Annotated in this window: 22 protein-coding genes; 1 reads left to right on the forward strand and 21 read right to left on the reverse strand. The window is 38.8% G+C overall.

Annotated features, from left to right (window positions below; all coding sequences use genetic code 11):
- Positions 1-10: 10 nt before the first annotated feature.
- From MWU56_RS07195 to MWU56_RS07250, 12 genes are all read right to left on the reverse strand, one after another.
- The gene (locus MWU56_RS07195) at positions 11-553 is read right to left on the reverse strand and encodes an AAA family ATPase (protein ID WP_224834823.1); all 543 of its coding nucleotides are present in this window, start codon (positions 551-553) and stop codon (positions 11-13) included.
- A 4-nt stretch (positions 554-557) separates the two neighbouring features.
- Positions 558-1,397 (reverse strand): ATP cone domain-containing protein, encoded by an 840-nt coding sequence (locus MWU56_RS07200; protein WP_247043316.1) that lies wholly within the window; start codon positions 1,395-1,397, stop codon positions 558-560.
- Between the two features lies 1 nt (position 1,398).
- Complete coding sequence (locus MWU56_RS07205) at positions 1,399-2,232, reverse strand: universal stress protein (protein WP_247043317.1); 834 nt, start codon at positions 2,230-2,232, stop codon at positions 1,399-1,401.
- 1 nt (position 2,233) lies between these two features.
- On the reverse strand, positions 2,234-2,506 hold the full coding sequence (locus MWU56_RS07210; protein WP_247043318.1) for a DUF5676 family membrane protein: 273 nt from the start codon (positions 2,504-2,506) through the stop codon (positions 2,234-2,236).
- 2 nt (positions 2,507-2,508) lie between these two features.
- Positions 2,509-2,697: a hypothetical protein gene (locus MWU56_RS07215; protein WP_247043319.1), complete on the reverse strand. Its 189-nt coding sequence runs from the start codon at positions 2,695-2,697 to the stop codon at positions 2,509-2,511.
- A gap of 3 nt (positions 2,698-2,700) precedes the next feature.
- Complete coding sequence (locus tag MWU56_RS07220; protein WP_247043320.1) at positions 2,701-3,435, reverse strand: heavy-metal-associated domain-containing protein; 735 nt, start codon at positions 3,433-3,435, stop codon at positions 2,701-2,703.
- 76 nt (positions 3,436-3,511) lie between these two features.
- A complete protein-coding gene (locus MWU56_RS07225) occupies positions 3,512-4,069 on the reverse strand; it encodes a helix-turn-helix domain-containing protein (RefSeq protein ID WP_247043321.1) in 558 nt (185 codons plus the stop codon).
- A gap of 70 nt (positions 4,070-4,139) precedes the next feature.
- Positions 4,140-4,595 (reverse strand): heme-binding domain-containing protein, encoded by a 456-nt coding sequence (locus MWU56_RS07230; RefSeq protein WP_247043322.1) that lies wholly within the window; start codon positions 4,593-4,595, stop codon positions 4,140-4,142.
- Positions 4,596-5,186 (reverse strand): DUF3347 domain-containing protein, encoded by a 591-nt coding sequence (locus MWU56_RS07235; protein ID WP_247043323.1) that lies wholly within the window; start codon positions 5,184-5,186, stop codon positions 4,596-4,598.
- 28 nt (positions 5,187-5,214) lie between these two features.
- Positions 5,215-6,432 carry a TolC family protein gene (locus MWU56_RS07240; protein ID WP_247043324.1) on the reverse strand — a complete coding sequence of 406 codons (1,218 nt, stop codon included), beginning with the start codon at positions 6,430-6,432 and terminating at the stop codon, positions 5,215-5,217.
- Entirely contained in the window at positions 6,429-10,178 is a 3,750-nt protein-coding gene (locus MWU56_RS07245; protein ID WP_247043326.1) for an efflux RND transporter permease subunit, read from the reverse strand. The genes MWU56_RS07240 and MWU56_RS07245 overlap by 4 nt, the downstream gene beginning before the upstream one ends.
- Before the next feature lie 119 nt (positions 10,179-10,297).
- A complete protein-coding gene (locus tag MWU56_RS07250; RefSeq protein WP_247043327.1) occupies positions 10,298-10,717 on the reverse strand; it encodes an HYC_CC_PP family protein in 420 nt (139 codons plus the stop codon).
- A 414-nt stretch (positions 10,718-11,131) separates the two neighbouring features.
- Here MWU56_RS07250 and rsgA point away from each other — a divergent pair, with 414 nt between their 5' ends.
- Positions 11,132-12,199: a ribosome small subunit-dependent GTPase A gene (gene rsgA, locus MWU56_RS07255; protein ID WP_247043328.1), complete on the forward strand. Its 1,068-nt coding sequence runs from the start codon at positions 11,132-11,134 to the stop codon at positions 12,197-12,199.
- A gap of 219 nt (positions 12,200-12,418) precedes the next feature.
- Here rsgA and MWU56_RS07260 read toward each other — a convergent pair whose 3' ends face one another.
- The 9 genes from MWU56_RS07260 to MWU56_RS07300 all read right to left on the reverse strand — a co-directional run bounded on the left by MWU56_RS07260 (position 12,419) and on the right by MWU56_RS07300 (position 24,471).
- A complete protein-coding gene (locus MWU56_RS07260) occupies positions 12,419-13,867 on the reverse strand; it encodes a type IV secretory system conjugative DNA transfer family protein (protein ID WP_247043329.1) in 1,449 nt (482 codons plus the stop codon).
- Complete coding sequence (gene mobB, locus MWU56_RS07265; RefSeq protein ID WP_247043330.1) at positions 13,864-14,892, reverse strand: MobB family relaxase; 1,029 nt, start codon at positions 14,890-14,892, stop codon at positions 13,864-13,866. The genes MWU56_RS07260 and mobB overlap by 4 nt, the downstream gene beginning before the upstream one ends.
- A gap of 6 nt (positions 14,893-14,898) precedes the next feature.
- Complete coding sequence (locus MWU56_RS07270) at positions 14,899-15,294, reverse strand: BfmA/BtgA family mobilization protein (protein WP_247043331.1); 396 nt, start codon at positions 15,292-15,294, stop codon at positions 14,899-14,901.
- Between the two features lie 379 nt (positions 15,295-15,673).
- The gene (locus MWU56_RS07275) at positions 15,674-16,123 is read right to left on the reverse strand and encodes a JAB domain-containing protein (RefSeq protein ID WP_247043332.1); all 450 of its coding nucleotides are present in this window, start codon (positions 16,121-16,123) and stop codon (positions 15,674-15,676) included.
- An 87-nt stretch (positions 16,124-16,210) separates the two neighbouring features.
- On the reverse strand, positions 16,211-16,621 hold the full coding sequence (locus tag MWU56_RS07280; RefSeq protein ID WP_247043333.1) for a single-stranded DNA-binding protein: 411 nt from the start codon (positions 16,619-16,621) through the stop codon (positions 16,211-16,213).
- Positions 16,622-16,632: 11 nt separating this feature from the next.
- Positions 16,633-16,770 (reverse strand): hypothetical protein, encoded by a 138-nt coding sequence (locus MWU56_RS07285; protein WP_247043335.1) that lies wholly within the window; start codon positions 16,768-16,770, stop codon positions 16,633-16,635.
- A gap of 1,610 nt (positions 16,771-18,380) precedes the next feature.
- Positions 18,381-20,840, reverse strand: coding sequence for a C10 family peptidase (locus MWU56_RS07290; protein ID WP_247043337.1), 2,460 nt, complete (start codon positions 20,838-20,840; stop codon positions 18,381-18,383).
- A 62-nt stretch (positions 20,841-20,902) separates the two neighbouring features.
- Positions 20,903-21,613 (reverse strand): hypothetical protein, encoded by a 711-nt coding sequence (locus MWU56_RS07295; protein WP_247043339.1) that lies wholly within the window; start codon positions 21,611-21,613, stop codon positions 20,903-20,905.
- A gap of 5 nt (positions 21,614-21,618) precedes the next feature.
- The gene (locus MWU56_RS07300) at positions 21,619-24,471 is read right to left on the reverse strand and encodes a C10 family peptidase (RefSeq protein ID WP_247043341.1); all 2,853 of its coding nucleotides are present in this window, start codon (positions 24,469-24,471) and stop codon (positions 21,619-21,621) included.
- Positions 24,472-24,520: the final 49 nt, after the last annotated feature.

Below are 24,520 nucleotides of genomic sequence, written 5' to 3' on the forward strand. Positions count from 1 at the left end.
TTTAATTGTCTTAAATGCTGTTCAATATAAAATCCACTCGTTCTGACGGTGGTAATACAGGTACGTGTGCTACTGGAAACGGTAATGATTCATATACTTCGGTAATTAGGTTGTGTATTTGGTTTTGGTCGTTTTCACTTTCCAATCTCGCGTAATCATTAACCAAAGGCAGTTTATCCAAAATGAAAATTTTTTTGTAATTCACCTTGCGCATTGCCTCTTTAAGAATATCGTCAACTTCAAGCTCTAAAAATTTATAATATGCTAAGGCATCAGGGATTGCCCTGTCTAGGAAAACTAAATCTTTAGGGTTTATCGCTGCTTCCTGCTCGATTTGCATATCTAAAACACCTAGCTGAAACTCTCGTTTATTGCTTCGAAGCTCTTCAACCGTTTGTCCCTTTACTCGCATTGTGTCTATGTAATGCCTTGCGTGTTCAATAGTGGTTTCATAACCTCGTTCAGCAAGCATATTGATAGTGGTAGTTTTGCCAGTACTTGGACCTCCTGTTATGACACACCAGTTGGTTTCTATGATTTGGTTATTCTTCATTCTTTTAGTGATTACATAGTTCATTTGCTTCTTTTAAAATCCTTTTCTTTTTCGATGTAGCTATTCCTAAATCATTTATTAGTTCTGGATTATCGCAAATCTCCCTGCACAGTACAATGCCCTTGTTTAGAATATTTTGTTTGTCCTGTTTACTTAATGAGGGCAATGCCGTTACTGGGTACAATCTTGAACGGTCAATTTTACTTCTAAGGCTGTTTTGTTCTGGATAGTCCCAACTGACTAATCCAAGCCCAACACATTCACCAAATTGTATAGCATCGGCTGAGAACCTAGTATTAGTATAAACCCAGCCTTTATGAAATTTTAGTGAATGGTCTTTTTGTTTTAACCATTGGGTTTCTAAATCCTTAAACCTAGACTGTATGTAAAGAGGTATTTTCACATTGCAGTTCCTGCCTTGGTCGCTATGGAACTTACATTCCACTAAATAATGTTCGTTAGCTTTCACAGCAGTTACATCTACCTCGTGGGTTACACAATGCCCTTGCATAACGACACCTACATCTGTATTGAAGCCCTCATATTCGAGGATTTTACCAATATATTTCTCGAAAGGATAGCCAGTTGGACCAAATTCCATAATGGCTTTTTTGAGTTTGTATCGAGCAGAACCTGATTTTGATTTCTGTTTCAAAATCGCATAAGCAATTTCATAAATTCGTTTGGTAGTCATTCCTTCCGTTAGTTGCTTCTGTACTTCTTCGGCGATTTCCAATACAAGTTGTTCACTCGCTTTGGAATGCCTCAAAGAACGTTTTAGCTTTTCTATATTGAATGCTTCAACCTCGCCCGAATACTTTATGATATTGATCGCCTTTTCCATTTTAAATATGAACTGTCATCACAGGTTTTTTTGAATGGTTAGTAACACTTTCAGCAATACTCTTTGAAAAGATATTTGCAAGCCCTTTTCTGCTATGGGTGTACATAGCTATTAAATCCACATTATTTGAACCTTCAAATTTCTCAATACCGCCTAATATGGTAGATTCGTTATAGACGTGCATTGCATAGTTTTCCAATTTTGGAAAGTGTTTTAAAAACTCTTCGATTGGTTGTAATCCATTCTCAACACTATTAAAATCTGATGTGGTGTTGATGTTCAACAAATGGATTTTGGCATTACACTTTTTGGCTATGCTTTTTAACTCAATAAAGGCGTTGGATATGTCCTCCTTAAAATCAGACACAAATACGATGTCCTTAAAAGGAAAGGCTACTGTATCTTCCTTTACAACCAAAATTGGAACTCGTGCTTTCCGAATGATTTTTTGTGCATTGCTTCCTAACAATTTCTTTAAAAACCCACTTTGTATACCTTTACTTCCGGTAATAATAAAATCGTGATTAAAATTGTGGGAATGTGCCACAATTGCATCTTCATCTGAAACAAACTCCAAAAACGTTCTTGATTTCAAACCTTTACTTTCAGCTTCTTTGTCCAAAGCTCTCAGCTTGCTCTTGGCTATGCCAATTTTTGCTAGGGTATCAGGGTAGTTTTGCTCTTGGGTTTTAGTCAATTTTGTCCAGTTAACTACGGTACTTATTTGGTGCAAAAAATGGATTTCTGCATTAAAAAGTACTGCCATCTCTATTGCTAGTTTTGCTGCTTTATTGCAGTTATCTGAAAAATCCGTGGGTACTAATATATTTTTCATCCTATTTTTTAATTTGCCAATTATAAAGTGATGCGATACAGGCACCAATTAACCAACCCAAAATGAACATTTGAACAATGCCCAGGCAAGCTTCCCATAATGGAATATCCATCCTAATTATGGTCGATACATCCAGTCCGTGCAGTAGGCTATTGAAGAATTTTATAGACCCTTCACGGCCAACCGTAAACATTACCACCATACAACCCAAATAAAGCAATGCTCCAGTAAGGCCTGCGGCCATTCCAATTTTTTTGATGTTGATTGTTTTCATAATTATGGTTTATTGTTGTTTTCTTTATCATGATTATGCTTGTGATGCGGCATTAACAGATGGCATCCGAACATTAGAATTATAAAAATGAACAAGGATATGTTTTCGCCCATTCCTATACTTGGTGCGATAAAAATGAGTAGCAACGGAAGTACACAACCTAATATCATCCAAAGTGTATGTGATTTCATCTTTTATATAATTTGGGTCAACATTATAATCGCCATCACAATCATAATGGCATTTTCAATAAATGTGGCTTCGGTCATTGGTAGTTTTAAAGCCGTTCCGAGACAAGCACAGCGAATGGATTTTTTATCCAAAAGCGTTTTGGTAACACCAACCGTTGTGATACTTAATACTATAAGCGTGGCTATAAGGGCAATTTCAATTTCAAATCGCATTAAGAACATCAGCCCCAGAGCAGTTTCAATGAATGGGTATATCCAACCATATATTGAAACTCGTTTTGCTAATGGGTCATACATTCTGAAGGATTCTGGGAAATTTTTCAAATCCAGCATCTTGAAGAAACTGAACACAATAAAAAACAGGCCCATAAAATCTAGCATTACGGCATTACCATCCCAACTCTTATAATGCAACAAAATACTCGCAGTTGCTATGTAAAAAAGGATGAGCAATAACGGTTGTAATTGTTGCAGTTTTGATTTTTGACCTATTTCATCCATAGATTCGGATGTTATCTGGGAAACATTTTGATTTTCCTTTTCCGAAAGAGTATATTTTTCCGGTAACGTTTTTTTAAGGACTTCCGTAGCAACGTGGCTACTCATTGTTACTTCAGCTTCGGCTTTTTCAAGATTAACGGAAACGTTAGTAACATTATCCACATTACCTAAATATTTTTCTACCGATGCTTTACAGCCTCCGCAGGTCATTCCTGTTATGTTATATGTATGTGTCATTGTTCATTTTTTTAATGATTATTACACAAAATTAATTTCAGCAACCCACCTTCATTTGTACAATTCTGGAAATTCCTTACACAATTTGATCTATGGGTTTTCTGTTCCATTTCTGCAGGTTCTTAAATACTGTCATTGACATTCCTGTTACATTTTTGAATTGTCTTGCCAAATGACTACTGTTATTATAGTTCAGGCTATATGCTATTTCTGAAAAATTCAACTGCCTCAATTGTATCAGTTCTTTTACTTTTTCAATCTTTAAATTGATTTCATATTTTTCTATGGTTATACCTTCGGTTTTACTGAACAGTTTGCTTAAAGCCGAATAGGATTTATTAAACCTTTTGGTCAGAAAAGAAGATAGGTTTGTATTGTCTTGATTTTCGATTTTTTTTATGAGTGCAATCTTTATTTCCTCTATCAAAATTTCTGTTTCATCCTTTATAATTTCAAAACCATGTTTGTTCAGCACCTTTTCCAATTCTAATGTTTGAATGCCTGTCTTTTCGTTTAGAATAATTTGCCCAAGCTCAACCGATTTTATGTCGCAACCCAATCCTTCCAACTCGCGTAATACGGTTGATTTACACCTGTCGCATACCATATTCTTTATGTTGAGGGTTTGTTTCATACTTCTTTTAATAGTGCCTGAAACGGGAAGGGCTATTAACCAACCAGTATTTCCTTCCCATATCAGGGCTTTATTTTAATTTTTCTTTCAGGTTATTTATATAGTCAATAATTAAAGTCTTTTCAGGTTTAGACAGTTCAGCATCCTTGTGAATTAAGGTGTAAGATGCTAGTGGCATTTCATCATCTTTAATCTGACTAATTATTGATTTTAGTTTGCTGTTTTTTCTTCGGTTGGTATATGTGTCCCATTCATTAAAATTCAATTCTTCCTTTCCGTCCTTTATATGGTTTTCTAGAAACCAAGCAACAGGTTGTACTTTGTTATACCAAGGGTATCGTGTGTTATTACTATGACAATCATAGCAGGACTCTTGTAATAATGTGCTTATATTCTCTGAAGTGTTGTTTACCAACAAGAAGTCAGTTTTTGGCACGGTATCACTTTGATTGAAGTCTGTGGGCACAATTTGTATGCCCACAAATCCAACCAATAAAATCAACACTATGATTTTTGCGATTTTCATTTAGTTAATTTCTCGCTGTACCTTTCCGCATTTCAACATCTGGCTTCCATAATACGGATTGCGTACTTCTTCCTTTGTACTCAACCAAGCTGTACCACCATCATACATCGGACAAAATTGCTCGTACAGTTTCACTTGCGTTCCGGTGATAACTACCATATCGGTTACATCCTTGCTCAAAACTTTAAAGTGCTCGCGTTGGTGTTTAATATCGCTTTCGCTTATGTGTTCTGCGTGCTCTATGGCATCTTCCACAATATCCTCTAATTCAGATTTTTCTTTACTTGAAAAGCTAGATGCATCAAATGATTTTAAAGATTGAGCCAATGCATTGCCCAATTCTTTTGCCTTTGCATTATCGTCATTTACTAAAGCATTCTTAAGAGCCATATAATCTGTCAAGACTTTTTGTGCACCTGAATTTTGTGTATCAGAATCCATCATATTGTTGGATGTGTTCATTTTATCATGATTCATCTCTGAATGCGAAGAATCATCGTGGGTGTTTTCTTTTTTAGTGTCTTTACAAGACATTGCTGATAGGCTTAAAAATGCCATTATCATAATTGTTGTTAATCTTACTTTTTTCATTGTTATTAATTTTAAATTATACTTGTTTTTAGTTACTTAAATAGTTGATGATTGTTGTCTGTATATAGAAGGTTTTCACCGACTCTATTTGGCTCATTTGAAATTTTAATTGCAGTTCCTGAATGTCCAGAACGTCATTAAAATCGATTGTTCCTGTTTCATAGTTTTTAATTAAAATTTCCTCTGCATCATTGGCTTGTTCCAAATTTTTTGATTGGGTCTCGTAGCTTATTCTTGAAGAGATTCTATCTTTCACAGCTTTATCCAAAGCAGTTTCCAATTTGTTCAATCGCTGTTGTTTCTCAGCCATTATTTCCTGCTGTTGAAACTCGTTCTGTTTAGTTTGAGATTTATATTTTTTGTTGAAAATTGGAATCGATATTGAAACCATTGGCATTACAATATCCTTTCCGTTATCACTAAACTCCATGTTGGGCCGTTTGTCTACATTGACATAATCCAATCCGAAACCAATCATAGGGAGGCTTTCCTTTTGATTCAATAGCTCTGATTGCTCAACAGATTGGTAGAGTTTATCATATTTTATCAATTCTGGATGAAGGGATAATTTTTCAATATCAATTAAGGTAGTCTCGGGAGGAATTGTTAATTCGTCAACTACATTTACAACAACATCTTTGTCGCGATTTAAAAGCTTGTTAAGCATTGTTTGTTCAGCCAAATATTGTTGAACCAATACTTCTTTTAGCTGTTCCAATTCGTTTTGACGCATTTGCAATCGCAATACATCGACTGCTGAAGCCTTACCGACTTCTACAGAGGTTAACGCCATAGTTTCATAAGTTTCAAGCAATTCAATGTTTTGAACCAGAACTTTTTGTTTGGCTTTATTGGCGTACAAATTGTAGTAGGATTGCGATACAGATGCGATTAATTTTCTTTTGGCAATAACAATGTCCTCGTATTTGGCATCAGCCAACGAGCTTACATAGTTTTCCCTGGCAGTTATTGAACCAAACCAGGGCATCATTTGTTTAGCCGATACTTTAAAGCGTTGAGCCCCTGTTCTCGTTTCGGGTTCACTGACAAAATAACCAACTCCAAATTCAGTATTTGGAATCGTGTTTACTTCGTTCACTTTTTCGGAGACAATGTTATATTGCAATTCAAACTTTTGAATTTCAGGACTGTTTTTCAGAGCTTCATCAACTAGAGTTCCCAATTGTTGTGCATTTGAAAAACCAAATGTCAAAAGCCCAATCCCTATTAAAATTATTTTCTTCATTTCGCTACTTTTTTAAGTTGAGCCTCGTGTTTCCAACTGTATAAAACAGGAACAACGAACAAGGTGATTAAGGCGATAACCATTCCGCCAAAACTTGGTATTGCCATAGGAATCATTATATCACTTCCACGTCCTGTAGATGTTAAAACTGGTAGTAATGCTAAAATGGTGGTCGCCGTGGTCATCAAACAAGGACGAATACGTTTTTCTCCGGCTTCCACAACGGATGCTCTTATTTCCTGTTTAGTTTCCGGTGTATTTCTATCAAATGTTTGGGTTAGATAAGTTGCCATTACTACACCATCATCGGTAGCAATACCAAACAAGGCAATGAAACCGACCCAAACGGCAACACTCAGATTAATGGTATGCATTTGAAATAGGTCTCTTAAGTTTTCTCCAAAAAAGCTAAAGTTTAAGAACCAATCCTGACCATATAACCAAATCATTACAAAACCACCTGCAAATGCTACGGCAATACCTGTAAATACCATTAATGATGTGGCTACCGAACGGAATTGGAAATACAAAATCAAGAAGATGATTAACAGCGCCAATGGTACTACCACAGATAAGGTGGCCTCTGCTCGTAATTGGTTTTCATACGTTCCAGTAAATTGATAGTTAATACCTTTAGGTACTACCAATTCCCCTGAATCAATTTTCTTTTGAATCAGAGCTTGGGCATTTTCTACCACATCTACTTCTGCAAATCCATCTAATTTGTCAAACAGTACATAACCCACTAAAAAAGTATCCTCACTTTTAATAACCTGTGGGCCTTGTTCATAACGTATGTTTGCTAATTCACTTAATGGAACTGGGCTTCCTTTTTCAACTGGAACATAAATCTGCTTTAAATCATCTGGTTTGTCCCGAAGCTCTCTTGGATAGCGTACACGAACACCATAGCGTTCACGACCTTCAACGGTTTGAGTTAATACCATTCCGCCAACTGCTACTTTTAGCACGTTTTGAACGTCATCAATTGATACACCGTAACGTGCCAGTTTTTCTCTGTCTATGTCAATTAACAGATAGGGTTTTCCAACTATCCTATCTGCAAAAACAGCTTCTGTTTTTACACCTTCAGCTTGCTTTAAAACAGTTTCCAACTGAATTCCAAAGGCTTCGATTTGCTTTAAATCTTGTCCTTTTACTTTAATTCCCATTGGAGCACGCATTCCTGTTTGAAGCATTACCAATCGAGTTTCTATAGGTTGTAATTTAGGTGCTGAAGTAACTCCGGGTAGCTTGGTTACTCTTACGATTTCCTTCCAAATATCATCAGGCGATTCTATTTCTGGTCGCCAGTTTCTAAAAAATTCACCGTCATCGTCAGGAATTAAATTGCTTGAAGATTCATCAGCAGTAATGAAAACTTTTTTACCAGCTTTTCGAGCTTTCTCGACTTCTTCTGGACCTACGGCCACATTTGGATTTTCAACCAGATTGCCATCTGTTCTAATAAAAAATCCTTCATCATTGACTTTGTAACGCTGGCGCTTACCCATTTCATTCAATATGTATTCCGGTTTATACTGAATGACATTTTCATACATTGATAAAGGTGCGGGGTCTAGTGCGGATTCTGTTCTACCTGACTTACCAACTACGGTTTCGATTTCTGGAATACTGGCAACGGCCATATCCAATTGCTGCATGATACGTTTGTTTTCTTCGACTCCAGCATGGGGCATAGAGGTTGGCATCAGTAAGAACGAACCTTCATTTAATGATGGCATAAATTCCTTACCTGTATTTTTCATAATGAAAAAACCAGCAATGACAATAAGTGTTGGTATTGATAGAAATAATAATTTATTGGCTAGTGCCCACTTTAAGATACGTGTGTATTGTTTTCTGAATAAGGTAAATGCACCCAATAGTCCGAAGCAAATCAATCCGACAAAAATTAAGTTCCAAAGGATGCTTCTATCAACACCTAGTGGTCGCCAATATTCTGCTAACAGAAATACTATAGCAAATGCAGAAATCCCGATGTTTAATAGATTGGAACGTTGTTCCGTGATTCTGTCCTGTGATTTTAAAAAAGCAGTAACGCCAAACGCAATAAGTATTAATCCCAGCCAAGAACCAAAAATTATGGCTACGATTCCAAGGACAACTAACAGACCATTGATTATATAACCTGATGGTTTCTTTAGGCTTTTCTTTCTAAATAAGAATGCTGCAAAAGGTGGAATTAAGAACAGTGCCACGATAATTGACGCTGTTAGTGCAAATGTTTTAGTAAATGCCAGAGGTCTGAATAATTTACCTTCAGCTCCAATCATTGTAAAGACAGGAATGAAACTTATAATTGTTGTCATTACTGCGGTAACGATTGCACCAGAAACTTCCGCAGTGGCATTATATACGACTGAATTTATGGGCAGTTTTTCACCATTTTCATCTAAGTGCCTTATTATGTTTTCGGAAAGAATGACACCCACATCTACCATTGTACCTATAGCAATGGCTATACCGGATAAAGCCACAATATTGGCATCTACTCCAAAGAGTTTCATAGCAATAAATACCATTAAAACTGCGACAGGTAAGAGTCCGGATATAAGTACAGAGGCTCGAAGATTAAATACCATAATAATGATAACCAAAATGGTAATTAGTATTTCTAAAGTCAGTGCTTCATTAAGTGTACCTAGTGTTTCCTGTATGAGTTCAGTTCTATCATAAAAAGGCACAATAGTTACTTGCGAAGTCCTTCCGTCACTCAATACTTTTGAAGGTAACCCCGGACTTAACTCATTTATTTTTTCTTTTACGTTATTGATGACTTCCATCGGGTTTGCGCCATACCGAGCTACAACAACTGCGCCTACTACTTCCGCGCCTTCTTTGTCTAACATTCCCCTGCGAGTTGCTGGACCCAAAGACACTTTACCTATGTCTTTGATTTTGATTGCCGTATAATCTTGGGATGCAACGACTGCGTTTTCTATGTCACCAATAGACTTAATATAACCCAAGCCACGAACAAGGTATTCAGCTTTGTTTATTTCTAATGTTTGGGCTCCAATATCCTTATTACTTTCCTTTACCGCTTTTACAACGTGATGTAATCCGATATTATATTGGCGCATTAACTCTGGATTAACGTCCACTTGGTATTCCTGAACATAACCACCTATAGATGCTACTTCTGATACTCCACTTGCGGACGACAAAGCATATTTTACGTAGTAGTCTTGAATGCTTCGTAATTCGTGTAAATCCCATCCGCCAGTAACCTTCCCATTTTCGTCCCGACCTTCAAGCGTGTACCAAAATATTTGACCCAAGCCAGTAGCATCAGGCCCCAAAGCTGGGTTAACACCTTCTGGCAATAATCCACTTGGTAATGAGTTTAGTTTTTCGAGAATACGGCTTCTACTCCAATAGAATTCTATATCTTCTTCAAAAATGATATAGATACTGGAAAAGCCGAACATAGAGGAACTACGTATGGTTTTTACTCCTGGAATACCTAAGAGTGATGTTGTTAATGGGTAAGTGATTTGGTCCTCTATGTCTTGTGGAGAACGACCATCCCATTTAGTAAAAACTATTTGCTGATTTTCGCCAATATCCGGAATGGCATCCACAGCTACAGGATTAGCTGGCAAAAAACCAATATCCCAATTAAAAGGTGCATTTACAGTTCCCCAACCTATAAAAAGGACAAGTATTAATACCGCAACAAGTTTGTTCTCTATAAGAAATTTTATGCTTTTGTTTAGCATATAGAATGATAATTAGACAGTTATACAAAAGTTGGTTTTGACGTTATTCCGAAAAACGAACACAACAAAACGTGCCCAAAACGGAAATACAGCAGGGCGAAAAGTTTACTGTCTAAAAATCAAATTAAATACGTCTCGTAGAGTATTTGGATGTCCCGTTCGACGAAAGGGGGCGAGTAGTCTTTGAAAGGAACGATGTTTTCGTCAAGTCCCTCAAAAAGATTGATATAAGTGTAAAAGAATGAAGCAACAAATGTCTGTTGCTCAAATGTAAGTTTGTTGAAAGAGGTCTTAAGGTCTTCCTTTCCTTCCTTGACTATCTTTTGGTCGGTGCAACAATCTTTTTCGGTCATTTCAGGATTTTCACAACTTTTTATTAGTTGTTCTTTTTCCATACCACAACTTTCCGCTTTGGTAAATACCGAAAAATCTACTAAAGAATCCCCACAATAATGCATATCAATTGTAAAAGACATTGTAGTAAACAACACTACAAAAGCCATTAAAACTGATAATATTTTATGGAAAATCTGCTTCATTTCTAATGCAAAGATACAAAATTAATAATGCACAGGTTGTGCAATATAACTAACTGTATCTCAGATATTACAAATTTGCTTCTTTATAAACCTTTTCAAAATCCTTCCTTAGCTCTTTATTCGAATACAGATATTGGCAAACCAATACTATGCATGAATTAGAACTTTATAAGAGAATTTTTTTAATTTTGTATTCCAATTAAGTTTTATGTCTATTACATCTGTAATATCTTATTCTGAGATTGTAAAATAGATAGTCAACTTCTTTGACTATCACCATCCTTTACTTCAGGTAATCCCCTGAAGCATTTCCGCTTACTTACATTTTACAAATAGACACATCAATTGTGAACGCTTTAGTATTCAATAATCATGAATACCGTAAGTGCTTACAATATTTAAAATACACAGAACATGAAATTAGAACATTTCGGATATAACGACAGAATAGAAAAAATGAGAATCCAACATAATCTAGAAGGCTTTGAAATCGGAAGGGTTATTTCAGAGCATAAGGAAAGATATATTATTAAAACAGAAAAAGGGGAGTTCGATGCAGAAATCACAGGAAATTTAAGATATACCGCAAATACCCGTGAAGATTTTCCTGCTGTGGGAGATTGGGTCGCAGTTTCCGAGTATGATGATGGTAAAGTCCTTATCCATTCCATTTTCCATCGAAAGACCATCATTGAAAGACAAGCAGTTGGCAAACAAGGGGAAAAACAAATCATAGCGACCAATATTGACTTTGCTTTTATCGTTCAGGCTGTTGATAGGGATTTTAATATCAATCGAATAGAAAGATATCTGACAATCTGCAATACATCCAATGTACAACCGATTATCGTTCTCAATAAAATTGACTTGATAGACGATTCCGTTTTAAGTGATTTGATGTCCCAAGTTCAAGAAAGGCTGAAGGAAGTACCGGTAATTGCCATAAGCAATGCGTCCAAAAAGGGGATTGAAAGACTAAAAGAGTATATACTAAAAGGTAAAACTTACTGTTTATTGGGCTCATCGGGAGTAGGAAAATCAAGTCTTCTAAACAACCTTTTAGGCAAACAACTGATGAAAACAAATACCATTAGTTCAAGTACGAACAAAGGGCGGCATGTTACAAGTCACCGGGAACTGATAGTTCTTGAGAACGGTGGAATCATTATAGACAATCCTGGAATACGGGAAGTGGGCATTGCAGATTCAGCCGAAGGACTGGAAAAGACCTTTGACAAAATAGTTGGGCTATCTAAAAACTGTAAATTCAACGATTGCACCCATACCATGGAAATTGGTTGTGCTGTTATGGCAGCTGTTGAAAGTGGAGAAGTGGATGAAATGTCCTATGAAAACTATCTGAAAATGAAACGGGAAAAAGAACATTTTGAATCGACTGTTGCTGAAAAACGCAAAAAGGACAAAAATTTCGGAAAAATGGTCAAGCAATTTAAAAATTTAAGAAAATCAAATAAATACTAAGCTTTAATAGGTAAGGCTTAATCTGGCAATATTGATACGTTAGTTTAACCCTAAATAGATGTGTCGGATCAAGTCTTACCTATACAAATAAAGCCTTCTGATTCAATCATTTAATAAAAATAAACACCTCGGAGGAAGTCAAAGAGGCATTCGTTGAAAACCAATTTTGATTTCAAGGCAAGCCTTGGAGCATTTAAATCTCGATTATCGAGCAAATTATCAATTTGAATTTTTAAAAATCTGGCGTACTTCCCTGTAAACCCTTTCAAAATTCTCCTGCAGCTCTTCATTTGAATACAGTTTCTTTTGTTCCGGAAGTGCTTTTTCAATATTCGGCAGCCTAAACCGAATCTTTTTGTCCTTACCATCAGCGAATGCAATGAACTCTCCCTGTTTCAATCTGAAGAAAATATCTGCCCTACGTTTGGAAACTTCTTTTTCCCCTTTGGTGATTCGCCTTTCAAAACTGAGCCCACTACTTTTACTGATACTTTTGGTAGGCTGCTTTATGAGCTCAAAAAAACGTTCATAGTATTTAGCGGTGTCGGGGTCGTTCACCTTACCAAAGAACTGATAGGATAGATTGCTTAATATCGCCTTACTGGCCTTATCTCCATACATCATATCATTTTGGATTTTGTCCTGCATGACATAGACCGTAGCGATGTCATAGCTTCGTAAAGTGGCCGGGATTCGGTGCATGTTCAATAACCGAATGGTAGGTGCTTCTTCCATCATCAAAAATGAAGGCTTTGCATTTCGCACACTCATTTGTTTGGTTATCGTATGGACTATAGTAGCTATAATGGGAGAATAAGCCGATTCGTATTTGGGATTGTTCACTACAGAGATAACACCTGGTTTTTCCTGGCTATTGATACCCAAAGGCACTTCATCTGCCGATAATGCCATAAAAATACGTTGTGTACTTATCTTTTTAAAGGCATTGGCCAGAGTGCTTTTCACCCCTGCGGTCTGTCTATCGGAATCCTTACCGCTGATAAAGGCATCTGCCATGGCCCTTGCCGTTACGTTACTTTCCAAAAAAACAATCAGGCTATCGGTATCCAAAAGTTGATAAATGGCAATTAAATGGGGCAAGGTACAGTATTGAGGGTACGATGTTTTAAGTTTCCAAATCAATCCACTGACCAAACCCTCTGCGGCATCGGTAAAAAACTTGGTGGTCCCTGTATTGCCCGATTCTTTTTGCTCCAATAAGTTTTCAATCAATACCCTCGACACTTCATTGACATTTTCCTCATTTTCCATATAACGGGGAGCAATGGGATTTACCCTATGAAAAATGGTATCAAACGAAACAATGTAAAATGGGATATTGGCAATTTTGAACAAGGGACAGGCAATCTCTGTCAGTTCAAAATGTTTATAATCGTGAATCACACCGCAGAATCCATGATTGCTGAAATGTCTTAGAAAGTTATAGACCACACTTTCCGTTTTTCCACTCCCTGCCGAACCTATTATGGATACGCCACGCTTGATATTGTCAATCCTGAGCTTGCCCGATTTGACCTTGAAGCGAACCCGGTATTTTTTATCTGCCCTATCATTTTGGTCACCGTACAGGAACACATACAGTACAGTGGATATGGATACCACCGGAACTACTAGATATAGAATGATATGTGCCAATGACCAGTTCATACACCAATGGAGCTTGATTTTAGGGCAACGTCAACCCCTCTTTTCAGTCTTTTAAAAGCTCTAATGGCCAATTGTGCCTTATTGGTCGGAATGTTCATCATGGGCACTCCCGATTTGCCCAAGATTTTAAAAGCTGCTACCTTTTCGTTGGCAGGTAATCCCATTAATACCGAAAAATAGCGTTTTGGATTTTTGATAAAATCCTTTTTAGCCTGATAGGTTTCCGCATAGTTCCGTTTGTACCCGAATTGCTTGTCAAAGGTCTTTTCAGCCTTGGCAAAAAACGTATCCCTATCAAAACCTCTTTTGACATTTTTCCCGTTCATGACCACTTCCGAAGCTTTGTATTTGCTCCCAGGGGACAAGCTCACGGAATTGGAAGCATCCTTTCGGCTTACAATGATATGGATATGGCTTTGGTTACCCTCTTTTTTCATGCCTTGTACTATCCGCTTTCCGTTTTGCCTGTGGGGAGCTTCTTTTTCCAGTTGACTGATTTTGTATTTCAATTTTAAAATGTCGCCATCCATTTTGCTTGTTTCAATTCTTCGGATGTCTTGCTTCAACTGAAGTATTTTGGTGGCATAAGGTTGGTTCTCTTTTACCTGAAAATCTGTTCCCTTGAACTTTCGTTGGTGTTCAATCTTCGCATAGTATTTTATATCATCAATGGTAATGGGTCTGCCATTGATTTCTCTATGGAACGATGCCACATAATCCTTCATCACCTCGCGGGTATAGGCTTTTAAATCGCTGCTGCTGTTTTGTAATTGTTTGAGTTCATATTTGCTCGGGCTTATGGTTACGGAATAATATTTGGGTTCGGTCTTTTTCAGTTTTGCCGTGTTGCCATCAATTTCCTTGACCACTTCTTTGGTTGATATCTCATCTCCATATTGATTGAAAAAATGTTCCATGTTCTGTTGTTCCAAACCCTGATTTTCTTTTTCTAGATAGTCTACGTAATCAGCGACACTCTGTGAATATGAGCCGCCTAACTTTTGCGGTGTAATGGTTATGTACATGCTGTCCTATATTTGATTGTCATTGTCTCTCTTTTCCTGAAATCTCACTTTCTTTTCCTCAACACGGTTCTTTTCGACCAACAGCGGTTTGTTTTTGGGTTCTGCTTCCTGAAACAACGATTGCATCATGGCCACGGTGGGACGTGTCTGACTTTTTTCCATATCCCTTAGAATGGCAATGACCGCACTTACCCGTTTTTTAATGAGGTTTTCAAGCGTATGGACAGTTGGACCAATTGACTCTTTTGGGGACAGGTTATTTGTCTCAAAAAAGTCCAGCATCATAAGTAAGGTCATGGAATTGGACGCACCCATTTTCTTGCTGAACACTCGAAATTTATCCGCAACCGATACCTTAAAACTGATAGTGGTAAATTGTTCTTTTTCGTATCCGTTGTCCATTTTTACTTTAAAAATTCATTGGTTTTATTGGGCTGAACGCCTTTTTACTCTAAAAACCACTACTTCAAATATTATCTCAGTTAAAATAATTTTTTAAACCACTGTATTACAGTATTTTAAAAACAAGAGGCTTGTTGAAACATCGCGCAGCGTGTTACCCTCTTGCTATTCCGTTTTCCCACGCACACGGGGAAAGCGCCATACCTATCCCAAGGTATAGGCCTTGACATCCACAATACCACTAAATGGGAATTTTAAGACGTTGAAAAGTTTGGTTTTGGAAAAAATGCAAGAAAATCGCCGATGGGCTGTATATCTTCAAATAAAAAGGGAACCTATATAGTTCCCTTTACTGAAATTGAGGTGTACCTCCCTTCGGTTACAAAACGCCTTGATCGGCAAAACTGTAGTATTTCCCGTCGGGGGCTAGGATGATATGGTCAAGGACCTTGACATCGAAGAGCTGTGCGGCCCGTTGGATTTTTTGGGTGATATCCTTGTCTGGTTGGCTGGCCTGCAGTTTTCCACTGGGATGGTTGTGCGCGAGCAGAATCCCAACGGAAAGGGTCTTGAGCACTACGGCAAAGAGGATTCGCAGATCCACCAAGGTTCCTGTGATTCCGCCCTGCGATATTTGATAGATGCCTTTGACCTTGTTACTGTTATTGAGCAGGACGATCTTAAAGGATTCATGTACGGCGATGGTATCTTTGTTCCATGTTTGGAAGAGCAGTTCCGTGGCATCCTTGGAGCATTTTATCTGTTTCCAAAAGGGGGCTGGTATGCGTTCTTTGTAGCGTATGCTGATTTCATTAACTTGTGTTCCCATTGTAATTTCTTTTAAAGGGTTATGATGAAAAAAGAGGGCGAGACTTTCCACGGTGTACGCCCTCTTCCATTTTAAGGTTTGACGCCATTAGGCTGTTTTTTCCGTTTTGGGCTTCTTGGCTTTGGGATCTTTGCCCTTTGGCGTTTGCTTATCTCCATCGCTTTCCTTGCCTCCCAGCAGCAAGATTTCGGTGGCCACGATTTCGGTCACATAGACCTTGACGTCCATGTCATTGGTATAGCTTCGGGATACCAGTTTGCCCTCGATGGCGATTTCCTTGCCCTTGTGGGCATACTGTTCGATGACCTCCGCCCTTTTGTCCCAGGCGACCACGTTGTGCCATTGGGTGGACTGTACCTTTTCCCCTTTGGCGTTTTTGTAATACTCATTGGTGGCCAAGGCAAAACGTACCGTTTTGCTACCGCTCTCTAAAATGGAGATTTTGGGATCGTTACCGATATTCCCGATCAATTGGACTTTGTTTCTCAATGTACTCATGATTAAAAAATTTAAAGATTAGAATTATATGAAGCCCTATCCGTCAGGGCGTTGAAAACTGATTTACTTATTATATCCAGAGCGTTTTCCTTTTTGTTTCTTTTTAACTTTTGAAGTGCTCCCGTTTTATTGTTTTCGTATGATTTCATCGTTATTGTTTTAAATGATTTACTTCCCATAGTGCCGTCACGTATCCTTTTTGTTGCTGATCGAGGTACAACCTCCAGGCTTGTACAAGGGCGTATAAAAAGCGTAGCGGCTTTATGCCGCCCACAAGGCTGGAGGTTGTTGTTTTGCCATCAAAAGGAAGCACGGACGGCTTGGGCAAGGGAATCAAGAACGGAAAATTCGAAAGAAATGGGAGTCAGGTCAAAAACATAGGCATAACATGTTGGGCGGGCCGGGTAACAACTTCATTTTACCCAGCCAAGTTATTATACAATGTCAGGAGTTTCCATCCATCACCTCGATCAAGAGGTAAACCAGTAATTCAGTCTCAACTTAGGTCAATGACTTGGTCGGCTTCCATAGAATTTTTTAAAAGAAAGGGAAGTTATTCATAACAATTAATTAAAAACTAAGTCCAGATAACGACATGTTACTTGAATAGATTTGTGGGCTTAATGTAAATTAAGGTGTCCCATTCCACTCTTGAAAATGATTCATTTCTTATCCTGTATGCAAAAAAACGGGCATAGTATACCACCTTTGGCGGATCAAAGTGAGCCACGAACAAAATCGATTCTATTTGAGCGTTGCGATGGCTTCTTTTGTAAAAAAGACCATGGCGAACAAATGGATAGGTATGCGAAGGGCAAAAGGATTTACAAATTGTACGGCGAGGGGGGCCAGTAAGCGACAAATCAGCAATGAACTTAGCATCTCCCGAAAAACTGTGGCCAAGTACATCGAGTGCTTGAAATGTTACAGGTCGGCACATGGCCAGGTCTAGGTGATGAGCCTAGAGGAGGTTCAGATGCTCTTCAAGACGGACCATAAGCCCACGCACCTAATAGCAGTTCATTCCCTAATTGGACAAGGAACTCCACATAATGGGGGGGGGTCGCACCGGTTGCTCTAGGAAGAGTATTATGCAAAGCGTACGAACGGGTTCAAGCTCTCCCAGTTTAGGTATTGGTGCCGTGGTTGGACCAAGGAGACTTCCCCTGTGAAGCACTGTGCTATCAGGCTAGAGACAAGTTCTTTACCAGTTTTACGATCAAAAAGCTCCATATAACGGATGAATATGCGAGGGTTCATAAACTCAAAGGATACCTACGCTTACTGGGCATCAGCCATTATACTTACAAGGAGGCCTGTAAAAGCCAAAAACTAGAGGACTTTATTCAATGTATCGAGAACGCACTGTGGTTCTATGGCGGGGTCCCCCGAACCCTAGTGACCGACAACCTGAAGTCCGTCGTTACCAAGAGCAACAGCTACGAGCCGAAGGACAAGTCCATCGAGGAGAACGCGGTGCGCATTGTCTACACCAAGGTTCTCCCCCTTTACGCGACAACACCTTCCATAGTGTGGGCGATATCAACAGGACCATCCTGAGATGCCGAGGGATTCCAACCTCTACTCACAACCCTTGATTTCATTAAGATTTCTTTGTCTATGCTTTTTTCATTAACCGAATTACAGACCACTTTAGGCAATCCAACTTCGTAGATGTCAAATTTAACTATAAACAGTAAAGCTTGACTATTGATCCTTTTTTTTAAAAACACCCATATTTCATAATATGAAGAACTTGTTATTTTTTGATAAAAGTCGATTTGTAAGTTGTATCGGCAGTCTGTATTCTAGTATAATAAATTCCTACTCTCAATGATGAAATATCAACGGTCAATGAATTATTACCAGAAATAAGACTGGACTTTTGACGCTTAACGATACTTCCGGAAGTATTATAAATTACGATTTCACTTTCTTGTTCAACAGCTGACTCTATCATATATGTGATTTGGTTTTGAGTAGGATTCGGGTATTGCACCATCGACATTGAAACATCTTCATTTTCAGGCAATTTCAATGGAGAGGCATCATTAATGGTTAGTGCCTGTTTGCTAGCAATTTGGTTAAAATCCTCGAACATCCAATTGGGTTGGTTAGGTGAGCTTCGTAATGTTACGGTATTGAAATTCCCTGCATCATCTGTTAAATCTGTCCCTGCTCCCTCATCCATGGCGAGCAATATTCTCGTATTTGCGTCGGCCACATAGGTTTCTAAAATATCTGGTGTAAAATTAGTGTTGAACCGTTCAATATCAGAAATCCTAATTTTGTCTATTTTCCCATCAATATATCGTTCGTATCCATTCCAATACCTAGCTCCAATGTTCAAGGCATTTGTTGATGCGGTCAGGGCAAAGCCCGAATCGTTAGAGGTATCGGTCAATTGTCCGTTCAAATATAGCTTGGTCGTATTGCCGCTTCTAGTAACCGCCACATGGACCCATTCATCAAAAGTGAGGTTCACAGAAGAGGCATCGGACTGTACACTGGCAATAATATTGCCCGAAGCATCCCTTGCCGCAAATTTAATGGCATAATCCCCATTAGTATCGTCTATTAAAAAGAGGGAAAAAACCGTTTTTCTATCCATAATTACCGGATAAGTATTACTCGTCTTACTATCTACTTTCACCCAAGTTTCAATTGTATATGTGCTGGAAACATCAAAGTCATTGTTGGAATTATCATAGACAAAAAAGGAATCATTTCCATCAAAATCAAGAAAAGTAATATCATAAGGGACCTCAACATCCTTGGTTACGGAATAACTGTTCAAATAATAATTTCCATCAGTTTTCGCCCTTACCCTGTATGTGTATGTCCCACCAGAACTTACGGTCCTAGTATATGAGGTGGAAGTGATATTGTTGTCCAATGTGGTAAAGCTTCCTCCATTTACACTTTCTTGAAGCTCAAAAGCATCCCAATTTAATTGATTACTGGTTTTCCAGTTCAGTGTAAAGGTTTTTTGACCTGATGATGTAGTCTCTGTGAATACTGGATCCGGAAGAAGATCAAAGACAGCTCCCGTAACGCTGGTATAACCTCCTGCATTGAAGGAATTCTGTAGCCTGTACCAAGCATTATTGGTACCCCACCAGCCCATGTTCAAGTGATAATAATACTCACTTTCGGGGTCTCCTTCATTATAACGGTAACCATCACATACCGGTGCATGCCCTGATCCGTTTGTGGCATATATGGCCAAAGGTACGGGATGTTCGTTTTCGATGTTTTCCCTCAATCTGTCCCAAAAACTAGCCCAACTGGGAGTTTGATAATGACCAGAAAATCTAAAATAGGAATCGGCTGCATCCGGAATCCGGTTGATATGACTTGTGGATCCACTCGCTTCATAATCCATGTCCAATGCGGTGGCGGTATGGAATGAAATATATCCCATTGCTTTTTGTTGGGCCAAGGAAGAGGGTTGGTACATGTATTCGTCCAACATGTTTGCATAGTCATACTGGGCATTGCCAAAATTTGCGGTCCAACTGGTTTGGGAACTCCCCTGATTATCATAGTTAGTATGGGAACCCACTCCTGTTTCTGGCCACTCGTAATAGTGGAGAATCATGCTGAGGGAAGTGGCCACACAACCGGGGGAATAGTGGTTGGGCGTATAATAATTACCAACATAAACAGGCAAACTGTTCTGATCGTAACAATTGACACCTCCCCATACACTCGACAGTATCTTTCCGTGCTGAACAAGGCTTGACGTGCTAACACTATAAGTGTCCGGAGATTTGCCCACGGTCTTCTTAGTCGTTAATCGTTCCCAGGCCAGTCGGTTTTTGAGCTTTTCTTTACTAAGTTCCTTATTTGATTTTCGGTTCATGGATGCCATGCTATTTTCCATGTCCCCTTTTATTAAACCAAGCAGTGTATTATCCGGTGAATCTTGAAAGTGAAAATTGGACTCATCTGAAAAAGAAATGACAGGATAGAAGTCTTTGGAAGGGGCAAAAACAACAAATCCTTTGGGTTTCAAGCTCACCACATAGGCAAGAAGTGTGTTATTGGTGTTACGCAGTTCCTGTATCCCTGCAGGTTCTAGATTCGTTGTTTTGTTCAGTTGCTGAATCTCAATGAAGCCATTGGTGTATTCAAACAGTTCATTTTTGTTAATCTGTGACTGTGCACAGAAGGGAACAATAAAAATGAGGGCAAGAAAAAATAGTTTAGCTTTCATAATAGGTAAAGGATTGGTTATTTAACTCGTATTCTGGTGTACCATGGCACATTCTTTAGGTTTTAGTTCACTTTAAATTGGAAGATTTCGGAATGCGAAGTATTGTTTTCAGTATCACGGCTTACAATTTTCCAATAGTAAATCGTGCCATTGCCAGAAGAAATGGAAACATTTAGTGAACTCTCGGCAACAGTATTTTCAAAATGGACAGGAGGGGTCACGGTATCAAAATAAACATCAAATTCCATCAAATCGCCATCTAGGTCATTTCCATTCCAGGACAGTGTCAACAAATCGGATGAAGTGTCTATATTGGCCCCGGTTTTGGGATTGATGGCCTCGGCCGGAAAAGGAGCATACGTTTCTGTCCCCTCCCCTGCATTGTAAAATTTCCAAAGGGGACTCCATGCTGTCTCGGATACCCCGTCGGCTTTTGATTCTATCTGCCAGGAATAGGGGGTATTCCTTTGGAGTTTTGCAGTAATGGAAACACCATTGGTGTTCAATGTTTGTGTCTGTCCAATTATCAAATTTTTAATGTGAAGAGTATAGCTGTCTGTATGGTCAGAAGAATTCCATTCAAATGTGACCTCACTTTCCAATTCAGAAAGGATGTTGCCCTCAAGGCAGACCTCATTCTCGTAGGGAAATACCAAGGTAGCGGCTTCTGGATTTTCTATGACCGGATCGGGAACTTCACTTTCTCCGTCCCCACCGCTACAGGAAACCAATAAGATAAAAAGGCCAATTAGTAATGTTAGGTATTTGAGCATTGAAATCAGTTTTTAATGAACTTATGGCTATAAGACTTATTCTTCGCTTTGACGTAAAGGATATAGGTTCCCTTGGCCAATGCGTTTACATTAATATCTACTTGGCCATTTATTGGCTTGGCACTTAGATACATTACTTGGCTTCCAGAGTACGAGAGCAGACTTACCTCTACTTGTTTATCCAAAAGATTATCCATTACCAAATGAATCATACCGTTCGAAACCGGATTGGGATAGACAAGAATATCGCCCCCGATATTGATAACTTCGGAATATTCCCCTTGGCAATTTTTATCAGTAGAAACTTTTAATGTGTTTATCCCTTTTGTCAAAGGTAAATCAATGGAACTCTGGGTTGTTGTGTACAAAGTACCGTTCAATTGGATGTAATATATATTTCCACCGGACAGGGCCAAATTCACTTCCTTTTGCTGCAATCCGGTTTTTGCCTGTACATTTAGTGACTCAGGTTCGGAAACTGTTATATCAAAACATTGGCTGTAGGAAGGAAATTCTGTTGGATTTATACAAATTTGATAGTTTCCCGAAGTCAAACCCTTAAAAGAAATTTCATTGGAAAAAACATCTGTTTCGTTCATTCCGTCTCCTGTGAAGGAAACTTCGTAATCAAGAGTTTCCAATGCCGTAATGCTGACGGAGCCGTTGGCTGAGCCTTCGCAGGATGTTCCTGTTGTCCTAATAGAAAAGTTATTGACGGGTAAGTGAAAAGTATCACAGCCATAGATATCCACTGTACTTCCCTCTGGAGTGCCAGGACATTGGTCAAGGTCATCGGGAACACCATCACCATCCATGTCCCCTGGAGGGGCAACAAAAGTTTCAAAATTCCATTCTGCCTGGCCCGGTTCATTTTTAATGATAACACTAAGGGTATGGGCCTCATCCTTTAAGCGCACCCTATGAACATCTTGAAAAATAAAGTATGCCAAAGTCTGGTCGTCCACCTCAAAAGGAACGTACTTATTCGGAATAAAACCACTCTGATATCTTCCTGTTGTTGAAATTCGGAGTTGGTCCATATCCCCAACAAGCCATGAGGAATAGCCACCATGATATTTTTCGGCTATGTTAAGGGCATTGTTGGATGCATTGAGCTCAAAACCTCCACCTTGATGTTCATCGGCCAATACTCCATTAATGAACAATCGGGTAATATTTTCGGTATTGGACACTGCTATATGTGCCCATGTGTCAAAAGGAATGGTGATACCTTCTGCAGAGGAAGAAAGTTCATTGCTATCGGAATAGGATTTAAACCTTACGGCATAATCCGAAGCTGATACATTTACAACATCAAATGAGAATACATCTTCTTGGTCCAAAATTACATTGCCATCTGTATTGTTTTCCTTTAATCGTATCCAGGCCTCAAATGTATAATCGTTGGAAAAATCGAGACTGTTTTCGGGTGTTTGCCTCGCATAGACATATTGATTTCCTCCAAAAGAAACGTACCCTTTATAATTTTGATCTATGGAATGAACCATGATTTCTGACCAAGAATCATCATAATATTGTCCGTTCACCCTTGCTTTTACCCTAAATTGATACACATGGCCCTGTATATTGGCGATGGTAAAAGATGTAGTACCTATATCCGTGGCAGTCTCTTCCCATGCACCATTGTCTATCCTTTGTTCCAAGGTAAAAGCATCCCATTGCAGCCCAGAGCTTACCTCCCATTTTACAGTCAATTCATTTCCATCCCCGCTTTCTTCTACTTGGGTTATCTCGGGATTGGGCAGTAAATCAAAGACGGCCCCTGTTATGGTATTGTAGCCCGGTGATTCAGATGTCCATCCTTGGATATTGTACCAACCATTTATATTGTTATCGTTGTACCACCCCCAATTCAGGTGGTAAAACGGTACTCCATCCACTTCTTGATAGCCATTGACCACAAAGACATGGCCGTCACCTGTGCGACTGGCATCCACAGCTACGGGAACAGGCCTTCCCTGTTGAATATTTTCGTAAAGGAGCGCCCAGAATTCCGGCCAATCTACATCTTGGTAATGCCCGGAAAAACGAAAGAAGTTTTTGTAAACAAAAGGCGTGTTCTTAATGTTCGAGGTAGAGCCAGAAGGTTCATAGTCCATTTGTAGAGCGACTCCGGTGTGATACATTAAGGTCCCCACTGCTTTTTGCTCTATATCCGTTGATGATTTGCCCATGTATTCATCCAGCATGTTATCCCAATCATACGTGGTTCCATCAAAAAAAGCTGAATGTCTTCTCAGTTCTCCATTATAGTTGTCGGAATAGGTATTGTTTCCGACACCCGTTTTAGGCCACTTGTAATGATGCATTATTTGTCCCATGGATATGGCCACACATCCTGGAGAAGCATGGTCTGGCGTATAATAATTGGAGGGATATACCGTATTTCCTTTATCATCGACACAATTCACCCCTCCCCATACATCGGTTAGGAAAGGTGACATGTTTTTATTGGTGAGTCCTGTTTTGGAAGAAGGTAGATCGATTTTTTGTGACTGTTGGGAGTGTTTTTCAATTGACCCGTTTATCATCAATGGAATAGGAGCCTTGTTCTTTAAAAGATATTCACCTTTTTCAGAAAAAGCGGTGATACGATTTTGATTTTTGGATGATTCCACTAATACATACCCGCCCTTTTGAAAATTAAAAACATAGGTCTCCACCCTATCATCTCCATTTAGGATATAGAAATTTTTAATCTGTTGTTCAGTTCCCATCAACTTGGAATAAAAGATGAATGCTGTGTCTTGTGCATTTCCTTTATCCTGGGAGTAAGCAAAGGATATGTTTATAAGAAGGAATAAAACGAATTTCAATATTTTGGCCCTGGTACTCATATAACCTGTGTTTTTGTTAGCTTGACCGGGGCAACAGAATAACTGAATT

This window comes from Allomuricauda sp. F6463D (assembly GCF_023015965.1).
GTDB lineage: Bacteria > Bacteroidota > Bacteroidia > Flavobacteriales > Flavobacteriaceae > Flagellimonas.